This is a genomic window from Kribbella rubisoli, assembly GCF_004217145.1.
GTDB lineage: Bacteria > Actinomycetota > Actinomycetes > Propionibacteriales > Kribbellaceae > Kribbella > Kribbella rubisoli.
Genome location: NZ_SHKR01000014.1, coordinates 434,458 through 459,617, shown reverse-complemented (window position 1 = coordinate 459,617; position 25,160 = coordinate 434,458). Strand labels below are relative to the sequence as shown.

The window sequence follows — 25,160 nt, the reverse complement described above, 5'->3', positions numbered from 1 at the left end:
TTGTGGGCATGGAACTTCTGGGTGAGCGGCCGGTCTGGTCGATGAGCGACAGCGAGCTGCTGCCGACCGTCGACCAGGTGGAGGCTGCGGTCACTCGGTTGTTGACCTACCGTTTGCTGCTGATCGCTCGTGTCGACGAGGTCGGTCTGGCTTCGGAGCTTGGTGCCCGCGACACCGCTGAGTTGCTTGCCATGCGCCACCGCATCGACCGCCGTGACGCGCATCGCGACGTCAAGCTGTCGCGCGGTCTGGCGAAGTACGGCGCGGTGTCGACGGCCCTCGCCGATGAGACTCGGCCGCTGCGTCCGGCCCAGGCGAGCGCGATCGTCACGGCGTTGGAGCGCGTCAGGTCGCGGGTCGCGGTGGAAGACCTCGAGGTGGCGGAGGAGCAGTTGGTCAACCTGGCCGGGCACCTGTCGTCAGGCGAGCTTGCCAAGGCCGCACGCCAGATCTGTGACTTGTTGGACTCCGACGGTCCCGAGCCCGACGAGAACGCCGCGTATGCCCGCGAGTCGCTGACCTTGGTCGAGGCCGAGAACGGCGTGAAGTTCCGTGGCTACCTGGCCAACGAGAACGCCGAGCTGCTCCGATCCCGCATCCACGCCGCCGCCCGCCCCCACAAGACCGTAGACGGCGAACTCGACCCACGCTCCCGCGAAAAGCGCCAAGCCGACGCCCTCACCGCCACCCTGACCATCGCCGCCGCAGCCGCCGAGACTGGCTTCAAGCCCCTCACTGCCGCGAGTCGCCCCACCAACGCCGCCCCCGCCAGCCATCCCAGCCCCGCACCCGCCGGTCCCCGCACCGCGGACGCGAGCCCAGGTTCGCGTACTGCGGAGGCGGGCGCCGGTTCCCGTGCAGGGGACGCGGGCGACGGTTCTCGTGCCGCGGAAGCGAGCGGTGGTGCTCGTCCTGCGGATGAAGGCGTCGAGGAGATTTCGCTTGGTCGTCCGGCCGACGACGGCGTAGTCGACGGTGATGGTGTAGTCGATGGCGTGGTCGGCGGCTCGGTGGCGGGCGGTGCGGGTGGTGCGGGTTGCTGGGTGCCTGGGTTCGGCGCGAAGGCGAACATCACTGTCACGATCGATTTCGAAGACTTGAAGTCTGCCGCCGCCGACGCGACCGGCGAGCTCGTGTACGGCGACGGGTTGTCGGCTGCGGCGATCCGTCGGATGGCGTGCGACGCGAAGATCATCCCGCTGGTGCTGGGCGCCAACTCCGAGCCTCTCGATGTCGGGCGGGCCGAGCGCCTGGTGACCCGGGCGATGCGGCGCGCCCTGAACGTCCGCGACAAGGGCTGCGTGGTGTGCGGCGCCCCGCCGATCCACTGCGACGCCCATCATCTCCGATCATGGATCGACGGCGGCGAAACCGCGATCCACAACCTGGTACTCCTCTGCCGGGCACACCATCGCGCCCTCCACGACGGCCACTGGATCATCACCATCACCAACGGACACGTCCAGGTATCCCGCCCCACCTGGGCCGACCCACCACCCCAACCAACACCACCCATCCCAACTCTCCTCGAGGCACCCACCGCCCCGCGGCCAAACACCCGCGCCCCCGCAGCAGCTCCCGCAGGACCTACCGCAGGACCTACCGCAGGAGCTACCGCAGCAGCTCCCGCAGGACCTGCCGCAGGAGCTACCGCGGGAGCTACCGCAGCAGCCCCCGCAGGAGCTGCGGAAGGAGCTGCCGCGGGAGCTACCGCAGCAGCCCCCGCAGGAGCTGCGGAAGGAGCTGCCGCAGGAGCTGCCGCGGGCCCTGCCGGAGGAGCTGCCGTGCGGAGCCGGCGTAGGACGCCGCCTTCGACCCGTTGGTCCGCCGACGAGACGACGATGCAGGAAGCCGCGCGCTTCGCCGTCCGGGGCGATCCCTCAGGTGATCCACCGGCCACACCATCTCCGGACCCCTTGGTGTCTGCAGACCTCCGCGTCGGCCTCCGCTGACCGGCAGACGCACCCGGACACCGCATGCGCACACCTCGGTGGTCCCGGACCCACTGCGCATCCTCACGCTCGGATTCGGCACCCTCGCACGGCGGCGGGGCCGCGGTCCAGCTCGGCACCGGCGATCACAGCGATCACCGACATCTGCGGGACCTGGATCACACGGGGCTCGGATTGGTGGGGTCTGGATTGCACGGGGCTTGGATTGGTGGGGTCTCGATCGCACCGGGCCTGGATCGCACGGCGCTTGGATCGCACGGGGCTTGGATCGGTGTGGCCTGGTTCGGTGGGGTCTGGATCGCACGGGTCCCGTGGCATCGCCTGCACTCCGCTGATGGCTTCCGTTCGGTAGTGCCGACGCGAGCTGGCGCGGGTCGGTTTCGCGGAGTGCGGGATGATCCCGTTGCGTGCGTGCGTGCGTGCGTGCGTGCGTGCGTGCGTGCGTGCGTGCGTGGGCTCGCATCAGCTCGAGTGCCCCCGTTCGCGCGGCCCTTTCCTGCAGCTCCGGCGAGGGTGAGTGATCTAGGGGCGGGGGCGGTCCGGTTGCGCGTGCTCCTCTTTTCCTGCGCCTGTCGGGTCGGTGGCGTGGCGTGGCGGGTCGATCCCGTTCCGTGGGCTCGCCTTCTCTGTACGTGCGGCGAGGGTGAGTGGTCCGGGACGCGACCGATTGACGGCAGCAGGTGGGAGCGAGGGATACGGAGAAGTTGCTGATGGCAAGTAAGTTAGCCGCCTTGGCCGAGCATTGCGGCGCAGGAAACCAGGGCCACGGCGAGCATCAGCCCTGCGACGAGATACGCCAGTCCGGTGGCCGAGAGTGCCAGCGCGCGATCGCCGGCCGGGCCATGCACCCCACGGAGTCCTTTCCGTGCGCAGCGCACCGCTGCGGCGCTGACCAGCCCTGCAGGAACGACCTGAAGCACAAGACCCCAGACATCGAACGTCGGATCTGAGTACGCGAGCGCGAACATCGCGTTGGCGGAGGCCCACAACACCAGCGGCGCGAGCAGGGCCAGCACAATCGTCGCCACAGCGGCCGTCCGTGACCGCTGCTGCCGCTGACCGGGTGGGCGCGCGGACACGCTACCGCCGAGCCTGTACGCCACCACCCACGCAGCTACACCAAACGCGACCAACCCGATGAACGACCAGACGGCTGCGTAGTTCCTCCCGTACGAATCAGTCTGCTGCACGGCTGGATCCGGCGAGTACGTGCAGGCCGCGCCAAGCAGCACCGCGCACGCAAGCCAGCTACGCCTCAGCCGCCTCCAGACCACGGAAGCCTCCTCGCCCCTACCGTCAGTAAAGGACGCGAGAGCGCACCTGTACAGGTGCGGAGCTCAGCCCGGGTAGATGCGGAAGCCGCTGAAGGTCTTGTGCTCGAACGACGCGTAGAAGTCCTCAGCAGTGTCGGTGACGAGGTCAACCCGTTGGGCGCCGGTGAGAGGTGCGGCGTACTCGAGGAGCGCCCGGCCGATGCCCTTGCGGCGGTGGTCGGGGTGGACGGCCATTTGGGAGAGGTGGGCCTGGATGTGGCCGTCGCTTTGGAGGTAGGCGAAACCGATGACCTGCTCGCCGTCGAGAGCGACGACCGTCGTGACGCCCGGTGCGGTGAGGACGGCGTGGGCGCGCACGGGATCGGCGGGAAGGCTTGGCCAGCCTTCTGCTGTGCAGATCGCGAGGATGCCGGGGAGGTGGGTCTCGACGTACTGCGTGATGGTCACGGCAGGGTTAGTACTTCGGCGCCGGTGTCGGTGACAACCAGCGTGTGTTCGAACTGCGCGGTGCGCGACTTGTCCTTGGTGGTGGCGGTCCAGCCGTCTTCCCACAGGTCGTACTCGTACGTGCCCAGGGTCAGCATCGGCTCGATCGTGAAGGTCATGCCGGGCTCGATGACGTCGTCGAAGCGCTCGTCGTCGTAGTGGGGGATGATCAGGCCGGAGTGGAACGACGTGGAGATGCCGTGGCCGGTGAAGTCGCGGACGACGCCGTACCCGAAGCGCTTGGCGTAGGACTCGATCACGCGGCCGATGATGCTGACCTGCCGGCCGGGCTTGACCGCCTTGATGCCGCGGTTCAGCGCCTCCAGCGTGCGCTCGACCAGCAGCCGGCTCTCCTCGTCGACATCGCCGACCAGGAACGTCGCGTTGGTGTCACCGTGCACCCCGTCGAGGAACGCCGTGATGTCGACGTTGACGATGTCGCCGTTCTCCAGCGGACGATCATCCGGGATGCCGTGGCAGATGACCTCGTTCACCGACGTGCACAGCGACTTCGGGTAGCCGCGGTATCCGAGCGTCGACGGGTACGCGTCGCGCTCGACCAGGTACTCATGGCCGACCGCGTCCAGCTCGTCGGTCGTCACACCCGGCTTCGCCGCGGCACCGACCGCCTGCAACGCCTGCGCGGCCAGCTTGCTCGCGACCCGCATCTTGTCGATCAGCTCGGGCGACGTCACGTACGAACCGTCGAACGGCGTCGGCGCCGGCTTGTCGACGTACTCCGGGCGCGGGATGGAGGCGGGAACGGCGCGGCGCGGCGAGATCTGGCCGGGAGTGAGGATCGACATGGTGAGATCATTCTATTCAGCTGCGACAAGACTCCCAGGAGGTGGTCATCCAGATGAGTGACGATCACAGCAACGAGTGGTACTACAACACCAAGACCGGCAAGGTCGAGCCGTACTCCGGTGCGAAGTCGGGCGACCGGCTGGGCCCGTACAGCTCCCCGGAGGAAGCCGCCCGCGCACTCGAGAAGGCCCAGGAACGCAACGAAGCCTGGGACAACGACCCGAAGTGGGACGACGACTGAGAACGTCGCACCGGCCACATGCCGAGGGGCACCACCGAACCCGGTGGTGCCCCTCAGGTTTGTAGCGGACGTCGCGCGAATGCGGACGACCGGATCAGCGGGCTACCCGCTTGGCCGCGGTCTTACGAGCCGGGGCCTTCTTCGCTGCGGTTTTCCGGACCGCGGTCTTCTTCGCCGCGACGCGCTTCGCGGGCGCCTTCTTGGCAGCGGCCTTCACCGGTGCCTTCTTGGCGGCGGTAGCGCGCTTCGCCGGCGCCTTCTTCGCCACCGTCTTCCGCGCGACGGTCTTCTTCGCCGTCGTCGTCTTCTTGGCGGCGGTCGTGCGCTTGGCCGTCGTCTTCTTCGCTGCCGTCGTCTTCTTGGCAGCAGTCGCGCGCTTCGCCGGCGCCTTCTTCGCAACGGTCTTGCGGGCCGTGACCTTCTTCGCCGGGGCCTTCTTCGCTACGGCCTTCTTGGCGGTGGTGGTCTTCTTGGCCGGCGCCTTCTTCGCCACCGTCTTCTTAGCGGCGGTCTTCTTGGCCGCACTCACCTTCTTCGTCGCTGTCTTCTTTGCTGCGCTGACCTTGCGCGCGGTTGTCGTCCGCTTCGCCGGGGCCTTCTTCGCGACAGTCTTCTTGGCGGGAGAAGCCTTTTTGGCTGTCGCCTTCCCTGCGGCTGCCTTCTTGGCTGGCACTCTGCCTCCTTGGTGCGGCTGAGGAAAACCACGGTGGATTCCTCGTCGTCATGATGATGACAACACTTGTGCGCCACGTAAAGCACCCGAAACGTCTACAGGTTAAGGAGAACTGGCGGCAAAGAGTGCCGCAAATGCCGAAAATCCTTGTGCAGAAGGGATTCCGCCGTGCCGTGAGCATGCCGGATAGGCTCAAGAATTTCTTGGCGACACGCGGCAGAATCTGCCGTGAAGTGCCCCGATCGGCGAGTGTTGTCCTCGGCAACGTCCTGCGAAGGTGAGGTGCAACAGCGACATGTTCAGCGTGTACGACGACCTCCGCAACACTGTCGAACTGCCCCGCGAAGTACGTCGTGTGGTCAGCATCGTGCCGTCGTTGACGGAGTCGATCGCGGTCACGCATCCATCGTTGATCGTTGGTGCGACCGACTGGTGTACGCATCCCGCGGACCTCGACGTCGCACGTGTTCGCGGTACCAAGAATCCCGACATCGATCGCATCCGCGAACTCGCACCGGACGTCGTCGTCGCGAACGCCGAAGAGAATCGCGCCGTCGATCTCGACGCGTTGCGCGAGCTCGGAATCGCGGTCTGGGCGACCGCACCGGCAACAGTGCCCGAATCACTCGACTCACTCGAACGCATGCTGTCCGCGATCACCGGTGACGTGCCGTCGTGGTTGCACGAAGCGCGAGCGGTCTGGACCACGTCGTACGACGGAATGCGCCGGCGGGCCGTGATACCGATCTGGCGGCGGCCGTGGATGGCGTTGGGACGGGACACGTTCGCGGGCGATCTACTCTCCCGGATCGGTATCGACAACGTCCTGCGAAATGAATCCGGCGAGCGTTATCCGAGGTTCGACCCGGACGCGTTACCGGAGTACGACATCGTCGTACTCCCGGACGAGCCTTATGCCTTTTCACCGACGGACGGACCGGAGGCGTTCGCGAAACCCGCACGCTGTATCTCCGGCCGTCATCTCACCTGGTACGGCCCGTCGCTGGTCGAAGCGCGCGAGCTGCTGACCCGACAGCTGGCGTGATGTCCGCCACGAGCTGCTCCGGCACCTAGACGGTTAGGTATGCCTCACCTACACTCGCCGGGTGCCGTCGATGACCGCGAAGAAGAAGTGCTGCAAGGACAAGCCGAGGTGCAAGAAGTGCCCGGTGGTGCTGATGCGCCTGTCCAAGGCAGGCTGCGCCGAGCGCATCGACAAGGTCCACTACAAGGTCGACAACAAGGTCCCGAAGAAGGTCCTCAAGGAGGCGCGAGCCCGCTAGGACGCTCGCCGCAAGGTGATCGCGTCGGCGGCCTGGCGAAGCAGCCCGGGGATCGTCACGTGTGCGGCCTGACCGGTCGCCTCGAGGTCGTCGCCGTACCACCAGCCGTGCTTGCTGATGGTCTGCAGTTCGAGCTCCTCCTGGTTCGCGAACGTCACGTCGACGCGGTCCACCGCGACCGCGAAGAAGGTCTGGTGCTGGATGATCTGGCACCCGCCCCACTCGAACTCGATCGTGTTCGTCGCGACCGGCGTACCGAGCGCGTCGGCCGGCAGCACGATGCCGACCTCTTCGCGCAGCTCACGGCTGGCTGCGTCGCCGACAGACTCACCGGCTTCGACACCGCCGCCGATCGTGAACCAGTACGGCACCTGCGGTTTCAGCGGATCCCAGCCGTGCAGCAGCAGCACCTTGCCGTCCGGACGCACCGGCAGCACGCGGGCCGTCGTACGGCGTCGGACCGTTCCTGGTGGTGGCAGCTGAGATTCACTCACACCACAAAACGGTAAGGGACGCGCCTTGCTATGTGTCGGCTGCTGCGGCGCGTCTCACATGGTTGCCGCAGACATCTACGATCGGTGGCATGGCGAGTATCGGTCTTGGGCTGGCAGCGCTGGGTCGTCCGGGGTACATCAACCTCGGGCACGACGAGGATCTCCCACTCGGGCGGGCGGTCGAGGATCTCCGGGTGCGCACACACCAGCTGCTCGAGCAGGCTTGGCAGGCAGGTGTTCGGTACTTCGACGCCGCGCGTTCGTACGGTCTTGCCGAGAAGTTCCTCGGCGAGTGGCTCACGCCGGACCGTCGTACACAACTCACGGTCGGGTCGAAGTGGGGCTACACGTACGTCGGTGAATGGCGGCATGACGCGGACACGCACGAGGTGAAGAGCCATGACCTCGCCACCTTCGAACGGCAATGGCCGGAGACCCTTCAAGCGCTTGGTGGGCCGCCGGACATCTACCTCGTCCACAGCCTGACCGCCGACAGTCCCGCGCTCGACGACAAGAGTCTGCTCGACCGTCTCCGCGAACTCACCGACTCCGGCGTTCGTGTCGGACTGTCCACGAGCGGCCCACACCAAGCCGAGACTCTCCGCAAGGCAGTCGACCTCGGTACGCCGTTCTCAGCCGTCCAAGCGACCTGGAACGTGCTGGAGCCCTCCGCCGGCTCAGCGCTGGCCGAGGCGCACGACGCAGGATGGTTCGTCGTCGTGAAGGAGGCGGTCGCGAACGGGCGCCTCACCAGCCGTGCCGGTGAGACGCCCTTCAACGAGTTCGCGCACCACCGCGGCATCGCTCCTGACGCGCTGGCGATCGGTGCAGCCATGGCTCAACCGTGGGCGGACATCGTCCTCAGCGGAGCCACGACTGCCTCCCAGCTGGCGAGCAACCTCGCCTATCGCGTTGACGGACCGTTGACCGAATTCATCCAGCAGCCCGAGGAGTACTGGACCGAACGCTCGGCCCTACCATGGATCTGAGCTGCTCACGAAGCGCTGCCGAGGCACCGCTCGACTTCGCGGTTGCGGTCAGCGCGGCGTCCGGCTGCGGAGCCGGGACCGGCGGGCACTTGACGTCGGACTGGTTGCCCGGCCGACGAGGCGGAAGCGCACCGGTCTGCAGGTAGGCCACGATGAGGTCGTCGGTGCAGGTCACGCCGGACAGCGAACCGGCGTGCGTCGTACCGCCGACACCTTCGATGAGCACCGAGTGCGGGAACGTCTTGCGGGTCTGCAAGGCGCCGGAGTACGGCGTTGCCGCGTCGAGCGTCTCGTTGATCAGCAGCGCGCTCTGGACGTGACGGCCGTCGACCTTCACCGGGTTGCCGGCCTTGGCGGGCCAGAATGCGCACGGCGCGTTGAACCACGCGTTGTTCCAGGTCAGGAACGGCGCCTTGGCGTAGATGCGCCAGTTGTCACGGCGCCAGGTGTTCCAGTTGGTCGGCCACTTCGCGTCGGTGCAGGACACCCCGAGGTAGACGGCGTACCCGTTGTCGTCGAACGGCGGGGAGCCGTACAGGTCGACCAGGGGAGCGGCGTTGCGATTGTGGACCCACTCGGAGAACGCGCTCGCCACATCCACCCAGCCGTACACGTAGTACGCGGCCTGGGTGAAGATGTCGTTCCACTCGTCCGGGCCGATCTTGCCGTCGGCGGGATGGCCGATGAGTTTGCGCATTTCGGCGTAATAGCGGGCTTCGACGACGCGCTCGGTGGTGCCGAGATGCCAGACGGAGTTGTGCGCGGCGACGTAGGCGAAGAACACCTTGACGCTCTTGTTGAAGGCGATGTCCTGGTCGAGGTTGGCCTTGTACCAGACGCGGGTCGCGTTCACGACGCCGTCGAAGACGACGCGACGGAAGCGGTTCGGGTACAGCGTGCCGTAGACCTGGCCGAGGTACGTGCCGTAGGAGAAGCCGTAGTAGTTGATCTGCGGTGCGCCGAGAGCCTTGCGGATGCTCTCCATGTCACGGACCGAGTCGAGCGTGGTCAGGTGACCGAGCAGCGCGTGCTGTGCGCTGTTGCAGGCCTTCGCGTAGGCCTTCGAACGGTTGATCCAGACCTGCTCGAGTTTCGGTGTCACCGGGACGTACAGCGGACGGTTGTAACCGGCGTAGTCCGGGATGCAGCTCAGTGCGGGCTGGCTCGAACCGACACCGCGCGGATCGAAACCGATCCAGTCGTAGGCGTCGCCGGCGCCGTTCGGCACGAACTCACCGAAGATCGCGTAGATCAATCCGGAACCGCCCGGTCCGCCCGGGTTCACCAGCATCGGACCCTGTGCCTGCGCATCCGGTGTCTTGTGCATCACCCGCGACACGGCGAGCTTGATCTTCGTTCCGTTCGGGCGGTCGTAGTCCAACGGCACCACGACGAACCCGCATTGCGCGCCCCGGCTGGCGAGCGTCGCATTTGTGCATGCTCCCCATTGGACCGGCGGTGGCGTGTAGCTCGCCGGCTTTCCGGATGTACTGGACGGTGCGGCACTCGCGGCTGGAATGGAGCTGATTACTCCGGCAACCAGCGCGAACGAGACGCCTGCGGCGACAAATAATCGACGAATTCTCATCGGCCCTCCCCTTATGCCGCAAACATCGTGAACCCGCGAAACCTGGGGAACAAGGGTTCGCGGGGAGTATCCGGAGAGCTACCCGGACAGCACGATGAGTGGCCTAGAAGGTGTGTTCGTCTCCCGGGAAGGCGCCCGATGCAACCTCCGACGCGTACGTCGCGGCGGCGGTCGAGAGGATGCCGCGCAGGTCGGCGTACTGCTTGACGAAGCGCGGCATGCTGCCCGAGCGAAGGCCGGCCATGTCCTGCCAGACGAGGACCTGCGCGTCGGTGTCGCGACCCGCGCCGATGCCGATGGTCGGGATCGGGACGCGTTTGGTGATCTCGGCGGCGACATCACCCGGGACCATTTCCAGCACGACCGAGAACGCACCGGCTTCGGCAAGCGCGACCGCGTCGTCGATGAGACCCGCGGCCTGATCGCCGCGACCCTGCACGCGGTACCCGCCGATGCTGTGCTCGCTCTGCGGGGTGAAGCCGATATGCGCCATCACCGGGATGCCCGACTGCGTGAGCTTCTCGACCATCGGCACCATGGTGCGGCCGCCCTCGAGCTTGACCGCGTGCACGCCGGCTTCCTTCATGAACCGTACGGCGGTGTGGAACGCCTGCTCCGGCGATGCCTGGTACGAACCGAACGGAAGGTCCGCGACGACCAGTGCATGCTCGACGGCACCCGCGACTGCACGCGCCAACGGGATCAGTTCGTCGACGGTGACGCGCAGCGTCGTGTCGTAGCCGTAGACGTTGTTCGCGGCGGAGTCGCCGACCAGCAGGACCGGAATGCCTGCCTGGTCGAAGATCTCGGCGGTGTACTGGTCGTAGGCCGTGAGCATCGCCCACTTCTCGCCGCGGCTCTTGAAGTCGCGGAGGTGATGGACGCGGTACCGCCGCGGTCGCTTGCTCGCATCGGTCGAACCGCCCGGCGCCGGTTGGTTGCCTCCGGCCGCGGACGGACCTTCGGCCCCGGCCGCCGTGCTCGCCGACACCTGCGCGCGACGCGCGGCCCGATGCGTGGAGACCGGCTCGGCCGGAATCTGGCTCGGCGCATCCTGCTGGACATTCGCCCGCCGCCGCGCACCGACCGGCCGCTGCCCGTCGGGCTCCTCGCTCACCGGCGCGTTGCTCTCGTACTCCGCACTCGGGTCGGACAAGTATCCGTTGCCCTGCTCCGGCTGATACCCCTCGATCATCTCCGGCATGTACGCCGTGATCGTCTGCGTCTCCGGGTTGGCCGGCGGAGCCCCAGCCCCACCCGGCCGCAACCGCGAGCCCTGCTCATCCCGCGCCCCGTCGTCCCGCCGAGCCGACTGCTCATCACGCACGTCCCGCCGTGACGACTGGTCCTGCCGCGAGCCCTCGTCACGCCTCGCCGACTGGTCCTGGCGTGCGGCGTTGTCGCGTCGGGCGACCTGCTCCTGCCGCGCGGCGTCGTCCTGGCGCGGCGCGAATTCCTGCCGGGCCCGCTCGTCGCGCGTCGGCGCCTGCTCCTGACGCGGCGCTTGCTCGTGGGTGCGCGGCTCCTGCCGGGAGGCCTGCTCTTGTTCCTGCCTGGCCAACTGCGCCTGCAGTGCAGCGAGCTCCTGCCGGGCCCTCTGCTCGTGCGACGGCACCTGCTCAGGACGCGGCGGCTCCTGACGCGGTGGCTCGAGGCGCTGCACCGGCTCCTGCGGTTGCTCCTGTGCCGGCGGCGCCTGACGCGGCGGTTGCTGCGGACCAAGTCCGTTGCTCAACCCATTGCTCAACCCATTGCTCGATGCGTGCCCGTTGCTCGATGCGTGCCCGTTGCTCTGCGCGGGCGGCAGCGGTGAAGGTGAAGGCTGCGGCGCCGGACTGCTCCAGCTCGCGCTGCCGTTGGACGTATGCGGGGGTCGTGGTGTCACGCCGTTGCTCGACTGCGGCGGAGCCGGCGGCCGTGGTGCCTGCTGACCAGGCTGCCCGGGCTGACCAGACTGTCCGGGCTGACCAGGCTGGCTTTGCGGTGCCCGTGCGCCGTTGCTCCCCGGACCGAACGGACTAGGCCGCCCCTGCTGCGGTGCCTGCGGTGGCTGTGCCGGCGGCTGCTGGGGCCGGAACGGACTCTCGCCCTGGTACCCGGGCCGCTCGTACGACTCGTCGCGCGATTCCCCGTAGTACTCAGGACGCTGCGGCGGTTGCTGCCGCGGCTGGTGCTGTGACGGCGGCGGCGCGGTCGGCAGGTACGGCGGCTTCGGGACATACGGCTGCTGCGGCACCGGGCCGCGCTCGTACGTCCGCGGTGCGTTCGGCAGCGACGGCGAGGGGTCGAGACCGGAGCCGCGATCCCGCCACGAGTCGTTGTCGTAGTCCGAGCGGCGGTGTTCCTCGGTTGTCCGATTCTTCGGTCCGGTCCCGTACGGCGAGGGCAGCTCCTCGTCGTCGTCCTGGGTACCGGCCGACAGGAAGTTGTCAACCATGCTGCCATCGTCCCACCGTTGCGGAGGGTGAGCGCCACCGGCTGACGGTGAGCGATCGCTCACATCGTCCGGGTAGGTGTCGCGGGGCAGGCCGGAGCGATCGTGGGTCTCGTCCGACGAGCCCCACGGGGATTCTTGGGATGGGCGGTACCGCCAGGAGTCGCTCAGTGCTCGGCTGCCTTTCGTGCGTCCTCACGCCATGCATTCGTGATCGGCAACCGGCGGTCCCGGCCGAAGGCCTTGTGGGTCAGCTTCGGGCCCGGTGGGTACTGCCGGCGCTTGTACTCCGCGCGGTCGACGAGCTGGATCACCTTCGTGACCAGCTCGGCGTCGAACCCGGCAGCGACGAGTTCCGCACTGCCGCGGTCCTGCTCGACGTAGTCGTCCAGCATGTCGTCGAGCAGGTCGTACGGCGGCAGCGAGTCGGTGTCCTGCTGCCCCGGGCGAAGCTCGGCGGACGGGGGTTTGGCGATCGAGTTCTCCGGGATCGGGGGCTGCTGCCCCTTCTCCTTGGCGTCCGCGTTGCGCCATTTCGCGAGCCGCCAGACGAGTGTCTTCGGCAGGTCCTTCAACGGTGCGTACCCGCCGACCGCGTCGCCGTAGATCGTCGAGTAGCCGACGGACAGCTCCGACTTGTTGCCGCAGGCAAGTACCAGGTGGCCGTCGGCGTTCGACAGGCCCATCCAGACCACCGCGCGGACGCGGGCCTGCAGGTTCTCCTCGGCCAGCCCGGTCAGGCCGAGCGTGTCGAGGAACGGCTGCACCATCGGCTGGATCGGCACGACGCGGTAGTTCAGCCCGGTGCGCGCGGCGAGCTCGGCGGCGTCGTCCTTGGAGTGGTCGCTGGAGTAGATGCTCGGGTTGGAGATCCCGAACACGTGCTCGGCTCCGATCGCGTCGCAGGCGATCGCGGCAACCAGCGACGAGTCGATGCCGCCGGACAGTCCGAGCAGGACGGACTTGAAGCCGTTCTTCTGGACGTAGTCACGCAGGCCGGTCACGATCGCCCCGTACATCTCGGCCTCGTCGGACAGCTGCGGCGCGATCACCGGCTCCATCGCGTCGTACGACTCGACCGGGTCCTCGTGCAGGACGGTGTGGACGATCTCGATGCCCTCGTAGGTGCCCTCCGGCGTACCTTCGGCGGCCGGCAGGTCGAGGTCGACGATCATGCTGCCCTGCTCGAACTGCGGGGCGCGGGCGAAGACCTTGCCGTCGGCATCGGTGACCAGCGAGTCGCCGTCGAAGACGAGCTCGTCCTGCCCGCCGACGAGGTTCACGTACGCGAGCGCGCAGCCGGCCTCGCGGGCGCGGCGCCGTACCAGGTCGCCGCGGGTGTCGTCCTTGTTGGCCTCGTACGGCGAGCTGTTGATCACGAGCAGGAGACCGGCGCCGGCTTCGTGGGTGACCGCGGCCGGGCCGCCGTCCTGCCAGAGGTCCTCGCAGATCACCAGCGCGACGTCGATGCCGTGGATCCGGATCACCTGCAGGGTGTTGCCGGGAACGAAGTGCCGGAACTCGTCGAAGACGCCGTAGTTCGGCAGGTGGTGCTTCACCGCGCTGGTGACGACCCGGCCCCGGTGGATCACCGCGGCGGAGTTGGTCGGGGAGCCCTTCGGCCGGCCGAGCCGGTCGACGCCCATCGCCGTACCGCCGGCCCGGTCGAGGTACCCGACGACCACGACGATCTCCCCGAGCCCCTCGTCGGCGAGCCGCTGCGCGAGGTCGTGGATCCGGCCCTGCGACGCATCCACGAACGATGCCCGCAGCGCCAGATCCTCCACCGGGTAGCCGGTCAGCCCGAGCTCGGGAAAGGCCACCACATGCGCACCTTGCTCGACCGCGTTCCGGGTCCACGCGACGATCTTGTCGGCGTTCCCAGCAATGTCACCCACGGTCACATTCAGCTGAGCAAGAGCAACTCGGAGTTGAGGCACGGGAGCACATTACTGGTTCCCCCCGCTCATCCCCACGCCCCTCGCCAACCTCTTACGTACGCCGAAGGTCCTGATCAGTAGCTGGTAGATGTACGGGCGACCAGTAGAGGGGTGATTGTGGTCCAGCCGAGGGATTCGTAGAGGGGGCGGCCGTGTGAGGAAGCGGAGAGGTAGGCGGCCGGGGTGGGGGTGGCTTGGGCTAGGGCTGTCATGAGGGCTCGGGCCAGGCCTCGGCGGCGGTGGGCGGGGTCGGTGGTGATGAGGTCGGCTACGGCGCCGGTGTGGAGGACGGCCATGCGGCCGGTGGCGGCTACTTCGCCGTACCCGCAGATCTGGGCGTCGATGATGGACGGCGTCGTGGAGAGCTCGAGGCTGTACGGCGGGGGCACGGGGTACGACGCCTGCTCCGCCAAGCTGATCGTCATCAGCCATTCGGTGCGGAGCGCCTCGACGGGTTTGAGGTCGGCGGCGAGGCGATCCGGGTTGTCGGTCGTGATCGCCAGCCAGGAGGTGCCAGGTGGATTGCTGTCGGTCAGGGCGAGATGCGCGGCGGCGGTCGCGTTCGCTTCTGTGGCGACGTACTCGACCCGTCGCTCCGGCTCGCCGACGCGTACGACGGTGACGTCGTCGACCTGCTGGTAGTCGGTCCACCCTCGCGATGCGGACCATCCGCGTTGCCAGCGGGTCAGGGCTTTCTCGTGCACCCGCCTATGGAACAGCGACGAAGGTTCACGTCCGAAGGGACTTTGGATGGACGCGGCACCGGTCCAGCGCGGATTGACTGGTGCCATGAGCACCCAAGCCGGACCGACCGGGCTGAGTGAGCGCGCACTCGGCCCGGACCTCGCGCGCGGATTCATGCTGCTGTTCATCGCCCTGGCCAACTCGCACTACTTCGTCTACAGCGACCGCGTCTTCGGCGGTTTCCCGATCGACGGCTCGGCGCCCGATCGCGTCGTCGGCATGATGATCTCGACCTTCGTCGACGGCCGCGCGTTCCCGATGTTCGGCGTGCTCTTCGGGTACGGCGTTGCCCAGATCGTCCGCCGTCAACGCGAAGCCGGCAAAGACTGGTGGCCGATCCGCAAGCTGCTCTGGTGGCGCAGTCTCGTCCTGATCGTGCTCGGTTTCCTGCACGCGATGCTGCTCTACATCGGCGACATCCTCGCGGCGTACGGCGTCCTGCTGTTCCTCGGCGTGTGGGCTCTGCGCTGGAAGGACCGCTGGCTGTTCATCGTCGCCGCGTTCGTCCTCATCCTCACCTCGCTGCCGAGCGAGGACTCGCTCGCGACCTCCTCCGACGCGGCCGATCCGGCGATGCTCCCGCCAGATTTCCTCGGCCAGTTCGCCGACCGCGTCGTCGTACAGCCGTTCATCGCCGGCCTCGGCTGGATCGGGTTCGTCACGCCGTTCCTGATCGGCCTCTGGGCCGGCCGCCGCCGCATCCTCGAACGGCCGGCGCAGCACCTCACCCTGCTCCGTACGACGGCCCTCCTCGGCCTCACGATCGCCGTCGCCGGCGCGCTCCCGGTCTCGCTGGTTGTCGGCGGAGTACTCACCCAACCGAGCGACCACGCGCTGTCCATCCTCGGACCGTTGCACGACGCAACGGGTGTCTTCGGCGGTTTCGGGTACGCCGCTTTGATCGTCCTGGTCGCGCGTAGATTGGGCGATCGCCAGGGCCCGGTCTCCCTGGCGATCGCAGCCGTCGGACAACGTTCGCTGACGTGTTACCTGTCCCAATCGGTCGTGTGGGCCGTCGTGTTCACGCCGTACCTGCTCGACCTCTCGCACACGCTCACCACAACCACGACGGCACTTCTGGCCGTCGCCACCTGGCTGTCGACCGTCCTGCTCGCCGACCGGATGCGGCGTGCGGACTACCGCGGCCCGTTCGAGATCCTGATCCGGAGGATCACCTATCAACCGAAGAGGACAGCGGCCACTCTGTCGCGCAACTCAGGCAACCGCGCGTAGAACACGTCACCCGGGCACTGCGTCGTGTTGTAGTCCCGGTGCCCGACGATCGCGACATGCGGATCGAGGCCGTACTTCGTGCACAGCCAGGCGCACGTCAGCACGGACATGTCGAACAGCGCGACCGTCACGTTCTCGGTGACGTAGATGCCCTCGTGCTCGATGCCGATCGTGTGGCTGTTCTGGTTCGCGGTCTGCGCGCCGAGCACGTTCTGGCCGTTGTTGATCGCCGACAACGACTTGCTCCGGCCCTCCATCAGGAATCCGCCGCGGCTGATCGTGAGCTGGTTGCCCATGTCGATCCAGCCGTTGGTGTCCATGTGCAGGTCCTGGATCCAGTGCTGGACCGAGTACGCCGCCGCGAGCGAGTAGTCCGTGACGTTCGGGCTCGCGGTGTGGTGGATGACGATGTGGTCGGGCTTGGCGATCACCTGGGTCGCCGACTTGGGCGGGCGCGCCGACCATTCGGTGCGCGTGTAACAGCGCGGCGCGGGGGCGGCGAGCGCTGTTGTGGGCATGGCTGCGGTCAGGGCCCCGCCGAGCAGTACGCCGCCGGCGGTCGCGCCGAGCAACGTACGCCGGGAGACCCGGGCGCGTTGGATATTTTCTGGGGCGGTCATGCTGTAGAAAATTCCCTACGAACAAGGCCTCCAAACCGGAATGATCTAATGACGTGGTGACACAGAGTCAGGAGGGGCGGGCAGATCAGCAGGCCGTCGTGCGTTTGGGCCCGGTAGGCAAGGGTTTGCGGGTCCTGGTCGCCGTGGTCGGCATCGGCTTGCTCATCAACGGATCGGTGCGCGCTTCCGACGATGCGTGGCCATTCGGCCCGATGTCGCAGTACGCGATGTCGGTGCCCGATGACGCCAAGATCGACTACACCCGGATCAGCGCGGTCACCGATGCCGGTACGACGGTCGACGTACCGCTGAACATCGAGGGCGCCGGCGTCGCCCGGGCCGAGATCGAGGCGCGGACCGGAGAGATCGTGAAGGACCCGTCGCTGCTGCAGCAGGTGGCGGACGGGTGGGCGCGCAAGCATCCTGACAAGCCTAAGTACGTGAAGCTCGAGTTGATCCGGGATACGACCCAGCTGGTCAAGGGCCGGGTCGAAGGGCCGCCGACGTCGCAGGTGCTGGCGACGTGGGAGGTGCGCCCATGAGCGAGCGAAGCGAGTTCATCATCAAGCACAGCGGGCCTCGTGCCTCAGCCGCGCCCGGAGCGAAGCGAGGACGTGGATGAGATTGGTCAACTGGTTCACGCCGGCGATCGCGCTGGGGCGGATCGCGTGGTTGCGGACGGTCCTGTACCTGTTCGTCATCCTCGACATGCACGCGTTCGTCCGCGACACCCGCGACAAAGGCGAGCACCCAGACCTCTACCAGCCGCTGCTGCTGGAGCGGTTGCTGCACCTGCCGACACCGTCGGTCGCGAACACCACCGCGCTGTACATCGTGCTGATCGTCGCCTGCCTGATCGGTGCGACGAACTACTTCCCGCGGATCGCCGGCTGGATCGTCGCGCCGGCGTTCACCTGGTGGGTCCTGATCGGGATGAGCGACGGCAAGGTCGACCACGACCACCTCGCGCTGGTGATCGCGCTGTGGGTCCTCCCGACCGTCGGCGGTGCCCGGCGCGGGCGGGCGTCGTACGGCGATCAGACCCGCTCCGAGGCGGCCGGGTGGGCGATCCGGTGCATCCAGATCTGCGTGATCGCGACGTACTTCCTGTCCTCGGTGGCGAAACTGCGCAGTGCCGGATGGGCGCTGACGTGGCCGGGGAGCGCCGTACTGACCTGGGCGATCGTGCGGCGGCCGCACCCTGTCGGGGAGTGGTTGCTGCACTATCCGTGGGTGCTGCACGTGATGCAGTGGGTCGGGATCATCGGGGAGTTCTGCTCGCCGGTCATCCTGTGGCTCAAGGGGCGGTGGCAGTTGTTCGGGGCCCTGTTCTTCCTCGGGTTCCACGCCGCGAACACGGCGATCCTGCTGATCCACTTCCTGCCGACGGTTGTGTGCTGGCTCGCGTTCGCTCCGCTGGAGCGGATCGTGCCGTGGTTCCAGGCCCGACGGTCAGACCACTCCGGAGAGACCGAACACGAGGCCGAAGAGGGCCGGGAGGCCCAGCAGCAGGCCGGCGCGTAGGCGGAAGCGGCGGCCGCCCGGGCCTGGAGTACGGACGATGCGGGAGAGCACGGCACCGGCGTACCCGAAGACCAGCGCGGCGAGCAGGATCTGCGTGGTCGGCAGGCTGTCCGCGTCGTGATGGGTCAGGCCGAGCGTCACCAGGCCGGGGCAGCAGAACGCGCACATGCCGAACCCGAGCTCCGGGACGGGGAGCCAGCGGCGGCCGAGCACATCCCGTTCGGCGGGTCGCTTCCGGCGCAGCGACTGCATGAATCGCGCCGTACTGACGATGAGGTCGCTGAGGCAGAGGACCGCGGCGACGATGAGCGCCGCATGAAAGATCGTCTGCACGGGAACACGCTAGGCCCCTGAGCATGCCTGTGTCCGCCTGGGCACGTAACGTCTGCTTAACAGAGGCGGGGCACACTGTGAGAAGTTCTGAACTTGGGCGAGAGGTGGACTGATGGACAAGCAGCAGGAGTTCGTGCTGCGCGCGCTGGAGGAGCGCGACGTACGCTTCGTGCGGCTCTGGTTCACCGACGTACTCGGGTTCCTGAAGTCGGTGGCCGTGGCGCCGGCGGAGCTGGAGAGCGCGTTCGCCGAGGGGCTCGGGTTCGACGGGTCGGCGATCGAGGGGTTCGCCCGGGTGACCGAGGCCGACATGCTGGCCAAGCCGGACCCGTCGACGTTCCAGATCCTGCCCTGGCGCGGCGAGACCATGGGTACGGCGCGGATGTTCTGCGACATCAACATGCCGGACGGGTCGGCGTCGTTCGCGGACCCGCGGCATGTGCTGAAGCGGACGCTGTCGAAGGCGGCCGATCTGGGGTTCACGTTCTACACGCATCCGGAGATCGAGTTCTACCTCTTCAAGTCGCTCACCGGTGCTCCCGGTACGACGCCGGAGCCGGTCGACTCGTCCGGGTACTTCGACCACACGCCGCAGGGGATCGGGAACGACTTCCGGCGTGAGGCGATCACGATGCTGGAATCGATGGGGATCTCGGTCGAGTTCAGCCACCACGAGGGCGGGCCCGGTCAGCAGGAGATCGACCTGCGGTACGCAGACGCGCTGTCGACCGCCGACAACATCATGACGTTCCGCGTCGTGGTGAAGGAGGTGGCCCTGTCGCAGGGCATCTACGCGTCCTTCATGCCGAAGCCGCTGTCGGATCAGCCGGGATCCGGGATGCACACGCACATGTCGCTGTTCGAGGGCGACCGGAACGCGTTCTTCGAGGGCGGAGCGCAGTACCAGCTGTCCAAGACCGGGCGTGCTTTTATCGCCGGGCTGCTGCATCACGCCGGTGAGATCACCGCGGTGACGAACCAATGGGTGAACTCTTACAAGCGGCTGGCCGTGGGGGATGAGGCGCCGTCGTTCATCTCGTGGGGTCACAACAACCGGTCGGCGTTGGTGCGCGTGCCGATGTACAAGCCGCACAAGGGACAGTCCTCGCGGGTCGAGTTCCGGTCGTTGGACTCTGCTGCCAATCCTTATCTGGCGTTCGCTTTGATGCTTGCTGCTGGGCTGAAGGGGATTGAGGAGGGCTACGAGCTGCCGGCGGAGGTCGAGGACGACATCTGGTCGTTGACTTCTCGCGAACGCAAGGCGCTCGGCATCAAGCCGCTTCCCGGCAGCCTCGCTGAAGCCATCAGCGCCATGGAAGACAGCGAGCTCGTCGCCGAAACCCTCGGCGAACACGTCTTCGACTTCTTCCTCCGCAACAAACGAGCCGAATGGCAGGACTACCGCCGCCAAGTAACCCCCTTCGAACTAAACAAGCTCCTACCCGTCTTGTAGGCGGTCCGCCCCGCCCCGGCTCCTCGTCGTACTAGCTGTCGACTTTGAAGGGGTCGTGTTCGGTGAGGAGTTTGTCTAGGCGGGCTTGGTCTACTCGGGTGGTTACGTCGGAGAGTTCTTGGCGGTCGCGGACTACCTTGCAGAGGACGACGGTTGACGTCACCGTGTAGAGCAGGCCGAGGGCCAGGAAGGCTCGTACCCACGGCTGGGCCGGTAGGTAGATCAGGGCGACTGTCATCGCGGTGAGTGAGATGCCGAAGGATGCGACCGCCTGCGCGTAGAACGCTGCGGTCTGCTGGGGCTGGATGCTTTTGCTCATGCCGGAATCGTCGACCACCTGAACCCACCCCACATGAGCAATTTCACTCAGGTTCGGCTAGCTGCAGGCTCGTAATCTCCGCGAAGGATTGTGGGATGCGGAGCAGACCGCAGGCGGACCGAAGCACGTCGGGCAAATGCTCGACGTGGAGAGGATCCGCGGGTGTCGCGATGGGTTCGTACGGGCCGTGCCAGACGTGCCAGTCGAAGGCGTAGAAGCCGCGCGCGCTGACGGCGTACCAGTCCGAGTAGTTGCCGCTGCGATCGGGATCGGTGGGTACGGCGCTGGTGATCACGGGCAGGCGCATGAGGTCGTCGATTGCGCGCTCGACGGTCTCCCGGGCCGCTAGCACCGCCGGGGGAATCGGTCCGTAGCCGGCGGTTGAGAGGACTGCGACCTGGCCGCATTGGTCGACGGCGAGGAAGTCCCACTCCCGGCCCCACAGTTCCGAACGGGTCACGGGGAGAACTGTACGAGCAGGTCAGCCGAGCAGGACTTCTTGGATGGTTGCCGGTTGGGTGGTTGAGAGGCGGTCGAGGACCGGGGCGCCGGCGACCAGCTTGCCGATGACGGTGGACGTCGGCGGGAGGGTGGCGGCGGTCGGGAGGATGAAGAAGGTGGCGGTGTTGCCGAGGCCGGGGGTGTTGCTGAGGGCAACGGTGCCGCGCGGGTAGGTTTCGTGGCCGGTTAGTTCGGGGGTGAAGTGGTAGCCGGGCCGGCCCGCGCCGCACTCGAGGATCGCCCGGGTGTGGCGCGGGCACGGGGTCTGGTTGTAGAAGCGTTTCAGGGCGAGATACGTGAAGCTGTGGACCGCGCACGGTGCCGCGCTGCGGTCCAGTGTCAGGACCAGGTCGCCGCGGTTCGTCCGGATGGTCGCCTTGACCAGGCCGAGCGTCGGCGCGAGCGAGTACGGCGGGCGCCCGCTCTGGCCGGGCACTCGCTCGTACTGGCAGCTCTTGAAGAATGCGGCCTGGGCGCGGGCTGCCCAGCCTTCGACGACGAGCGCGATGGCGGCGACCAGCAGGACGGCGACGACCCGTTTCCAGTGACGCATAGTTCCGAAGGTAACACTGAGTGCAACTAATGCAACAGAGTGTGTTCAGACTCCGGCGGTCTGTGGCGGCGCGTCGTCGGAGGCGTGCTTCGAGGCCCAGCGGGACGCCGCCGTCGAGTGCCGGTACGGCGGTTCGGTCGGCGCCACGTCAGCCGTCGGTGCGTCGGCAAAAACCTCGGCAACCGGCTCGACCACAGGAACGATCGGCGTACCGTCCGGAGCGAGCGCGTATACCTCTTCCACCGTGAGCAGCCCGACCGGGCGGACGCCTTCGGTGATGATCACGATGCAGCCGGGGATCACCTGCTGGGCGCGATTCCCCTTGGCAGGAACGAGAATCCCCTCGGCCGGCGTACGCCAGGCGCTCGGCGCGAACCGGCGCAGCGCGATCCCGGCCTGGCCGTCCTCCGGCGTTCGCGGCGGGAGGTACGCCGTCGCGGTGTAGTCGTAGTCGTAATCCGGCTCCGGCGGACCCGACACTCGCCCGCCCTGCTGGGGTGTCAGCCAGAGCACCGTTCCGCGCACGGCGAGCGACCCCGTCATCATGACCATGAGAAGCCATCATGCCGACTACTGAGCGAATCCGCTACACGACACCGTGTATTCCCCGCGATCTTCCCGCGATCCAGCTGAGACTTTGTGAACACGCCAACCATTGTGCTCCTCCCACGATGGTCGGTGGGTGCCCAACGAGCCGTCGCGACCTGAGGTTGGATAGGTTGTGGGGGTGGCTGAGGGTCGGAGAGGGTCGTGGGAGGGACGGCTTGTCCGGCTCGGGTTCGAGGACCCGCAGCGGGCGGCGGGGATGCTCGAGGAGTTGGACGCGCTCGACTCGCACAGTCCGATGGCCACCGAGCAGCTGATCACCACGCTGGGGGAGTCGGCCGATCCGGATCTCGCGCTGCACGGGCTCTGCGGGATGGCGGAGGCGCTGCACCGGCACGAGTACGACGTGGCCGCGTTCGCGCGCACGCTCGAGATGGACGAGGGCTTCCGCCGCCGGCTCGTGTACGTGCTCGGTGCGAGCGAAGCGCTCGGCCGGCATCTCGCCGTACATCCGCGCCATTGGTACGACCTTGCCGACCCGGCGCTGGCAGGTTCCCGCTCGTCGGTCGAGGACGTCGCCGCCAAGCTCGCCACTGCGGTCGATGCCGAGAACCCGATCGACGCGCTGCGGGTCGAGTACCGTCGCCTGCTGCTCCGGCTGGCCGCGCGTGATCTCGCCGAGGGCCTGCTCGTCGACGAGGTCGCCGCCGTACTCGCGGATCTGGCCGGCGGAGCGCTCGAGACCGCGCTGCACATCGCCCGCAACGAGTACTTCGCCGCGCACCCCGGCGCCGCCGACTGCCGGCTCGCGATCATTGCCATGGGCAAGTGCGGCGGCCGGGAGCTCAACTACGTCAGCGATGTCGACGTGCTGTTCGTCGCCGAGCCGCACGACGGCGAGCCCGAACTGCCCGCGCTGAAGACCGCGACCCAGCTCGCCGCCGCCACGATGCGGATCTGTTCGGCGCACACCGGAGAGGGCACGCTCTGGCCGGTCGACGCCGCGCTCCGCCCGGAGGGCAAGTCCGGTCCGCTCGTCCGCACCCTCGACAGCCACCTCGCGTACTACCAGCGCTGGGCGAAGACCTGGGAGTTCCAGGCGCTCCTCAAGGCCCGTCCCGTTGCGGGCGATGCGGCGCTCGGGCGGGAGTACTCCGAGAGGATCGGCGACCTCGCCTGGTCCGCAGCTGACCGCGAGGGCTTTGTCGACGACGTACAGGCGATGCGCCGCCGAGTCGTCGACCACATCCCGGCCGCGGACGTCGATCGCCAACTGAAGCTCGGCCCCGGCGGGCTGCGGGACGTCGAGTTCGCAGTACAACTGCTGCAACTCGTGCACGGGCGCAGCGACGAGTCGGTCCGCAGCGGTACGACGCTCGTCGCGCTCGAGTCCCTCACCACCAGTGGGTACGTCGGCCGCACCGACGGCGCCGTAATGGCCGATGCGTACCGCTTCTTGCGCTCGATGGAGCACCGCATCCAGCTGTACCGCCTGCGCCGTACCCATCAGGTCCCCGACGACGAGGCGGACCTGCGCCGCCTCGGCCGCTCGCTCGGCTTCACGAAGAACCCGGTCAAGGACCTGACCGCAGCCTGGAAGAAGCATGCGCTCGAGGTACGGCGGCTGCACGAGAAGCTGTTTTACCGGCCGCTGCTCGCCGCGGTCGCGCGCATCCCTGGCGACGAGGTGCGCCTGACGCCGGAGGCAGCCAGGCAGCGCCTGACCGCGCTCGGGTACGCCGATCCCGCGTCGGCGCTGCGGCACATCGAGGCGCTGTCCGAGGGAGTGTCGCGGCGTTCGTCGATCCAGAAGGCGTTGCTGCCCGCGATGCTCGGCTGGTTCGCCGAATCACCGGATCCGGACGCCGGCCTGCTCGCGTTCCGCACGATCTCCGACGCGCTCGGCTCGACACCGTGGTACCTGCGCCAGCTCCGCGACGAGGGGGCCTCGGCCGAACGCCTCGCGCACCTGCTGGCCAGCGGCCGGTACGCCGTCGACCTGCTGCAACGCGCGCCTGAAGCGACCGCGATGCTCGCCGACGAACGCGAACTCACACCGCGAACTCAAGACGCTCTGCTGGCTGAAATGTCCGCCGCCGCCCGTCGGCAGGACACACCGGAGGCAGCAGTGCAGGCGATCCGAGCAGTACGCCGACGGGAGCTGTTCCGCATCGCCGCAGCCGATCTGTCGGGCGTCGTCGATGTCGAGACCGTGGGTCAGGCGCTTACTGTCATCTCAGTCGGAACGCTGACCACGGCGCTCGAGGTCGCGCGGCGAGCCGTCGCGAAGGGCGAGCCCGAGCCGACGCGGATGTCGATCGTCGCGATGGGCCGCTTCGGCGGGCACGAGCTCGGCTACGGCAGCGACGCCGACGTGATGTTCGTCCACGACCCGAAGCCCGGCGCGGACGAGAAGGCGGCGACGGACTTCGCGACGCAGGCCGCGACCGAACTGCGCCGCCTGCTGGCGTTGCCAGGTACCGATCCTGCGGTCGCGGTCGACGCGGACCTGCGGCCTGAGGGTCGGCAAGGACCGCTCGTTCGGACGCTCGCGTCGTACGCCTCGTACTACGCCAGGTGGTCGGCGGTCTGGGAGGCGCAAGCCCTGCTGCGGGCCGACCCGTTGTGCGGCGACGCCGACCTGTGCCAGTCGTTCCGCGAACTGATCGATCCGCTTCGCTACCCGGAGAACGGGATCAGCGAGCGCGATGTGATGGAGATCCGCCGCATCAAGGCCCGCGTCGACGCCGAACGCCTCCCGCGAGGCGCCGACCCGGCCACCCACACCAAGCTCGGGCGAGGCGGTCTCGCCGACATCGAATGGACCGTCCAGCTCCTCCAGCTCCGCGAGGCGCACCGCGTTCCCACTCTCCGTACGACGCGCACGCTCGGAGCGCTGTACGCCGGCGTGGATGCCAACCTCGTCGACCCCACCGAGGCCGACACGCTCCGCGCGGCATGGGAAATGGCGACCCGCATCCGCAACGCGATCATGCTCGTCCGCGGCCGCCCGAGCGACTCGCTGCCGCGTGATCCCCGCGACCTCGCCGCGGTCGCCCAGATCTGCGGCTATCCACCGGGCGAATCCAGCCGCTTCTCCGACGACTACCTCCGCACCACCCGCCGCGCCCACAATACCGTCGCCCACCTGTTCTGGGACGACTAATAGACTC

The 25,160-nt window shown here is 67.8% G+C and carries 25 protein-coding genes; 10 read left to right on the top strand and 15 right to left on the bottom strand.

From position 1 onward, the window contains the following. Window positions 1-8: 8 nt before the first annotated feature. Window positions 9-1,952: an HNH endonuclease signature motif containing protein gene (locus EV645_RS43235; RefSeq protein ID WP_157997166.1), complete on the top strand. Its 1,944-nt coding sequence runs from the start codon at window positions 9-11 to the stop codon at window positions 1,950-1,952. Window positions 1,953-2,674: 722 nt separating this feature from the next. Here the strand turns inward: EV645_RS43235 and EV645_RS27745 are convergent. The 3 genes from EV645_RS27745 to map form a co-directional block, all read right to left on the bottom strand. Then, window positions 2,675-3,142 carry a hypothetical protein gene (locus tag EV645_RS27745; protein WP_130446949.1) on the bottom strand — a complete coding sequence of 156 codons (468 nt, stop codon included), beginning with the start codon at window positions 3,140-3,142 and terminating at the stop codon, window positions 2,675-2,677. Window positions 3,143-3,289: 147 nt separating this feature from the next. Then, on the bottom strand, window positions 3,290-3,673 hold the full coding sequence (locus EV645_RS27740) for a GNAT family N-acetyltransferase (protein ID WP_130446948.1): 384 nt from the start codon (window positions 3,671-3,673) through the stop codon (window positions 3,290-3,292). Further along, a complete protein-coding gene (gene map / locus EV645_RS27735) occupies window positions 3,670-4,518 on the bottom strand; it encodes a type I methionyl aminopeptidase (RefSeq protein WP_130446947.1) in 849 nt (282 codons plus the stop codon). Before map ends, EV645_RS27740 begins: the two co-directional genes overlap by 4 nt. A 53-nt stretch (window positions 4,519-4,571) precedes the next feature. Here map and EV645_RS27730 point away from each other — a divergent pair, with 53 nt between their 5' ends. After that, window positions 4,572-4,760, top strand: coding sequence for a hypothetical protein (locus tag EV645_RS27730; RefSeq protein WP_130446946.1), 189 nt, complete (start codon window positions 4,572-4,574; stop codon window positions 4,758-4,760). A gap of 94 nt (window positions 4,761-4,854) precedes the next feature. Here EV645_RS27730 and EV645_RS27725 read toward each other — a convergent pair whose 3' ends face one another. Then, window positions 4,855-5,433, bottom strand: coding sequence for a histone H1 (locus tag EV645_RS27725; protein WP_130446945.1), 579 nt, complete (start codon window positions 5,431-5,433; stop codon window positions 4,855-4,857). 295 nt (window positions 5,434-5,728) lie between these two features. On the opposite strand from EV645_RS27725, the gene EV645_RS27720 reads away from it, so the two are divergent. Beyond that, on the top strand, window positions 5,729-6,478 hold the full coding sequence (locus EV645_RS27720) for a helical backbone metal receptor (protein ID WP_130446944.1): 750 nt from the start codon (window positions 5,729-5,731) through the stop codon (window positions 6,476-6,478). A 61-nt stretch (window positions 6,479-6,539) separates the two neighbouring features. After that, window positions 6,540-6,716 (top strand): hypothetical protein, encoded by a 177-nt coding sequence (locus tag EV645_RS41945; RefSeq protein WP_157997165.1) that lies wholly within the window; start codon window positions 6,540-6,542, stop codon window positions 6,714-6,716. Here the strand turns inward: EV645_RS41945 and EV645_RS27715 are convergent. Then, on the bottom strand, window positions 6,713-7,210 hold the full coding sequence (locus EV645_RS27715; protein ID WP_130446943.1) for an NUDIX hydrolase: 498 nt from the start codon (window positions 7,208-7,210) through the stop codon (window positions 6,713-6,715). The two genes, EV645_RS41945 and EV645_RS27715, sit on opposite strands and share 4 nt — an antisense overlap. A gap of 89 nt (window positions 7,211-7,299) precedes the next feature. On the opposite strand from EV645_RS27715, the gene EV645_RS27710 reads away from it, so the two are divergent. Continuing rightward, window positions 7,300-8,199 (top strand): aldo/keto reductase, encoded by a 900-nt coding sequence (locus tag EV645_RS27710; RefSeq protein ID WP_130446942.1) that lies wholly within the window; start codon window positions 7,300-7,302, stop codon window positions 8,197-8,199. On the opposite strand, the gene EV645_RS27705 is transcribed toward EV645_RS27710, so the two are convergent. The 4 genes from EV645_RS27705 to EV645_RS27690 form a co-directional block, all read right to left on the bottom strand. Then, window positions 8,144-9,586, bottom strand: coding sequence for an alpha/beta fold hydrolase (locus EV645_RS27705; protein ID WP_198681884.1), 1,443 nt, complete (start codon window positions 9,584-9,586; stop codon window positions 8,144-8,146). The genes EV645_RS27710 and EV645_RS27705 overlap by 56 nt on opposite strands. Before the next feature lie 304 nt (window positions 9,587-9,890). After that, on the bottom strand, window positions 9,891-12,224 hold the full coding sequence (panB, locus tag EV645_RS42880; RefSeq protein ID WP_242000702.1) for a 3-methyl-2-oxobutanoate hydroxymethyltransferase: 2,334 nt from the start codon (window positions 12,222-12,224) through the stop codon (window positions 9,891-9,893). 164 nt (window positions 12,225-12,388) lie between these two features. Further along, entirely contained in the window at window positions 12,389-14,161 is a 1,773-nt protein-coding gene (locus EV645_RS27695; RefSeq protein ID WP_130446940.1) for an NAD+ synthase, read from the bottom strand. Window positions 14,162-14,235: 74 nt separating this feature from the next. Then, window positions 14,236-14,865, bottom strand: a complete 630-nt coding sequence (locus EV645_RS27690; RefSeq protein ID WP_157997164.1) for a GNAT family N-acetyltransferase — start codon at window positions 14,863-14,865, stop codon at window positions 14,236-14,238. Window positions 14,866-14,950: 85 nt separating this feature from the next. On the opposite strand from EV645_RS27690, the gene EV645_RS27685 reads away from it, so the two are divergent. Further along, on the top strand, window positions 14,951-16,138 hold the full coding sequence (locus EV645_RS27685) for a DUF418 domain-containing protein (RefSeq protein WP_242000700.1): 1,188 nt from the start codon (window positions 14,951-14,953) through the stop codon (window positions 16,136-16,138). Here EV645_RS27685 and EV645_RS27680 read toward each other — a convergent pair. Next, window positions 16,084-16,758, bottom strand: coding sequence for a peptidoglycan recognition protein family protein (locus tag EV645_RS27680; RefSeq protein WP_130446937.1), 675 nt, complete (start codon window positions 16,756-16,758; stop codon window positions 16,084-16,086). The two genes, EV645_RS27685 and EV645_RS27680, sit on opposite strands and share 55 nt — an antisense overlap. A gap of 98 nt (window positions 16,759-16,856) precedes the next feature. Between EV645_RS27680 and EV645_RS27675 the strand changes: the two genes are divergently transcribed. Further along, window positions 16,857-17,300: a hypothetical protein gene (locus EV645_RS27675; protein ID WP_242000699.1), complete on the top strand. Its 444-nt coding sequence runs from the start codon at window positions 16,857-16,859 to the stop codon at window positions 17,298-17,300. 76 nt (window positions 17,301-17,376) lie between these two features. Further along, window positions 17,377-18,282, top strand: a complete 906-nt coding sequence (locus EV645_RS27670) for an HTTM domain-containing protein (protein WP_130446935.1) — start codon at window positions 17,377-17,379, stop codon at window positions 18,280-18,282. Here the strand turns inward: EV645_RS27670 and EV645_RS27665 are convergent. Continuing rightward, window positions 18,211-18,615: a hypothetical protein gene (locus EV645_RS27665; RefSeq protein ID WP_130446934.1), complete on the bottom strand. Its 405-nt coding sequence runs from the start codon at window positions 18,613-18,615 to the stop codon at window positions 18,211-18,213. The two genes, EV645_RS27670 and EV645_RS27665, sit on opposite strands and share 72 nt — an antisense overlap. A gap of 112 nt (window positions 18,616-18,727) precedes the next feature. Between EV645_RS27665 and glnA the strand changes: the two genes are divergently transcribed. Next, window positions 18,728-20,068 (top strand): type I glutamate--ammonia ligase, encoded by a 1,341-nt coding sequence (glnA, locus tag EV645_RS27660; protein WP_130446933.1) that lies wholly within the window; start codon window positions 18,728-18,730, stop codon window positions 20,066-20,068. Between the two features lie 31 nt (window positions 20,069-20,099). Here the strand turns inward: glnA and EV645_RS27655 are convergent, their stop codons facing one another. The 4 genes from EV645_RS27655 to EV645_RS27640 are packed head-to-tail and all read right to left on the bottom strand — an operon-like array spanning window position 20,100 to window position 21,993. After that, window positions 20,100-20,387, bottom strand: a complete 288-nt coding sequence (locus EV645_RS27655) for a YiaA/YiaB family inner membrane protein (RefSeq protein ID WP_130446932.1) — start codon at window positions 20,385-20,387, stop codon at window positions 20,100-20,102. Window positions 20,388-20,430: 43 nt separating this feature from the next. Further along, window positions 20,431-20,847: a hypothetical protein gene (locus EV645_RS27650; protein ID WP_130446931.1), complete on the bottom strand. Its 417-nt coding sequence runs from the start codon at window positions 20,845-20,847 to the stop codon at window positions 20,431-20,433. Window positions 20,848-20,868: 21 nt separating this feature from the next. Then, the gene (locus tag EV645_RS27645) at window positions 20,869-21,441 is read right to left on the bottom strand and encodes a peptidylprolyl isomerase (protein WP_130446930.1); all 573 of its coding nucleotides are present in this window, start codon (window positions 21,439-21,441) and stop codon (window positions 20,869-20,871) included. Window positions 21,442-21,486: 45 nt separating this feature from the next. After that, the gene (locus tag EV645_RS27640) at window positions 21,487-21,993 is read right to left on the bottom strand and encodes a hypothetical protein (protein WP_130446929.1); all 507 of its coding nucleotides are present in this window, start codon (window positions 21,991-21,993) and stop codon (window positions 21,487-21,489) included. A gap of 175 nt (window positions 21,994-22,168) precedes the next feature. Here EV645_RS27640 and EV645_RS27635 point away from each other — a divergent pair, with 175 nt between their 5' ends. After that, window positions 22,169-25,153, top strand: a complete 2,985-nt coding sequence (locus EV645_RS27635; protein WP_130446928.1) for a bifunctional [glutamine synthetase] adenylyltransferase/[glutamine synthetase]-adenylyl-L-tyrosine phosphorylase — start codon at window positions 22,169-22,171, stop codon at window positions 25,151-25,153. Window positions 25,154-25,160 lie beyond the last annotated feature (7 nt).

What these genes read in the sequence shown, in the direction of transcription:
- EV645_RS43235 (WP_157997166.1), top strand. Translation starts at nt 9, where the DNA reads ATGGAACTTCTGGGTGAGCGGCCGGTCTGGTCGATGAGCGACAGCGAG.
- map (WP_130446947.1), bottom strand. Translation starts at nt 4,518, where the DNA reads ATGTCGATCCTCACTCCCGGCCAGATCTCGCCGCGCCGCGCCGTTCCC.
- EV645_RS27730 (WP_130446946.1), top strand. Translation starts at nt 4,572, where the DNA reads ATGAGTGACGATCACAGCAACGAGTGGTACTACAACACCAAGACCGGC.
- EV645_RS27720 (WP_130446944.1), top strand. Translation starts at nt 5,729, where the DNA reads ATGTTCAGCGTGTACGACGACCTCCGCAACACTGTCGAACTGCCCCGC.
- EV645_RS27710 (WP_130446942.1), top strand. Translation starts at nt 7,300, where the DNA reads ATGGCGAGTATCGGTCTTGGGCTGGCAGCGCTGGGTCGTCCGGGGTAC.
- panB (WP_242000702.1), bottom strand. Translation starts at nt 12,224, where the DNA reads ATGGTTGACAACTTCCTGTCGGCCGGTACCCAGGACGACGACGAGGAG.
- EV645_RS27685 (WP_242000700.1), top strand. Translation starts at nt 14,951, where the DNA reads ATGAGCACCCAAGCCGGACCGACCGGGCTGAGTGAGCGCGCACTCGGC.
- EV645_RS27680 (WP_130446937.1), bottom strand. Translation starts at nt 16,758, where the DNA reads ATGACCGCCCCAGAAAATATCCAACGCGCCCGGGTCTCCCGGCGTACG.
- EV645_RS27670 (WP_130446935.1), top strand. Translation starts at nt 17,377, where the DNA reads ATGAGATTGGTCAACTGGTTCACGCCGGCGATCGCGCTGGGGCGGATC.
- glnA (WP_130446933.1), top strand. Translation starts at nt 18,728, where the DNA reads ATGGACAAGCAGCAGGAGTTCGTGCTGCGCGCGCTGGAGGAGCGCGAC.
- EV645_RS27655 (WP_130446932.1), bottom strand. Translation starts at nt 20,387, where the DNA reads ATGAGCAAAAGCATCCAGCCCCAGCAGACCGCAGCGTTCTACGCGCAG.
- EV645_RS27645 (WP_130446930.1), bottom strand. Translation starts at nt 21,441, where the DNA reads ATGCGTCACTGGAAACGGGTCGTCGCCGTCCTGCTGGTCGCCGCCATC.
- EV645_RS27640 (WP_130446929.1), bottom strand. Translation starts at nt 21,993, where the DNA reads ATGGTCATGATGACGGGGTCGCTCGCCGTGCGCGGAACGGTGCTCTGG.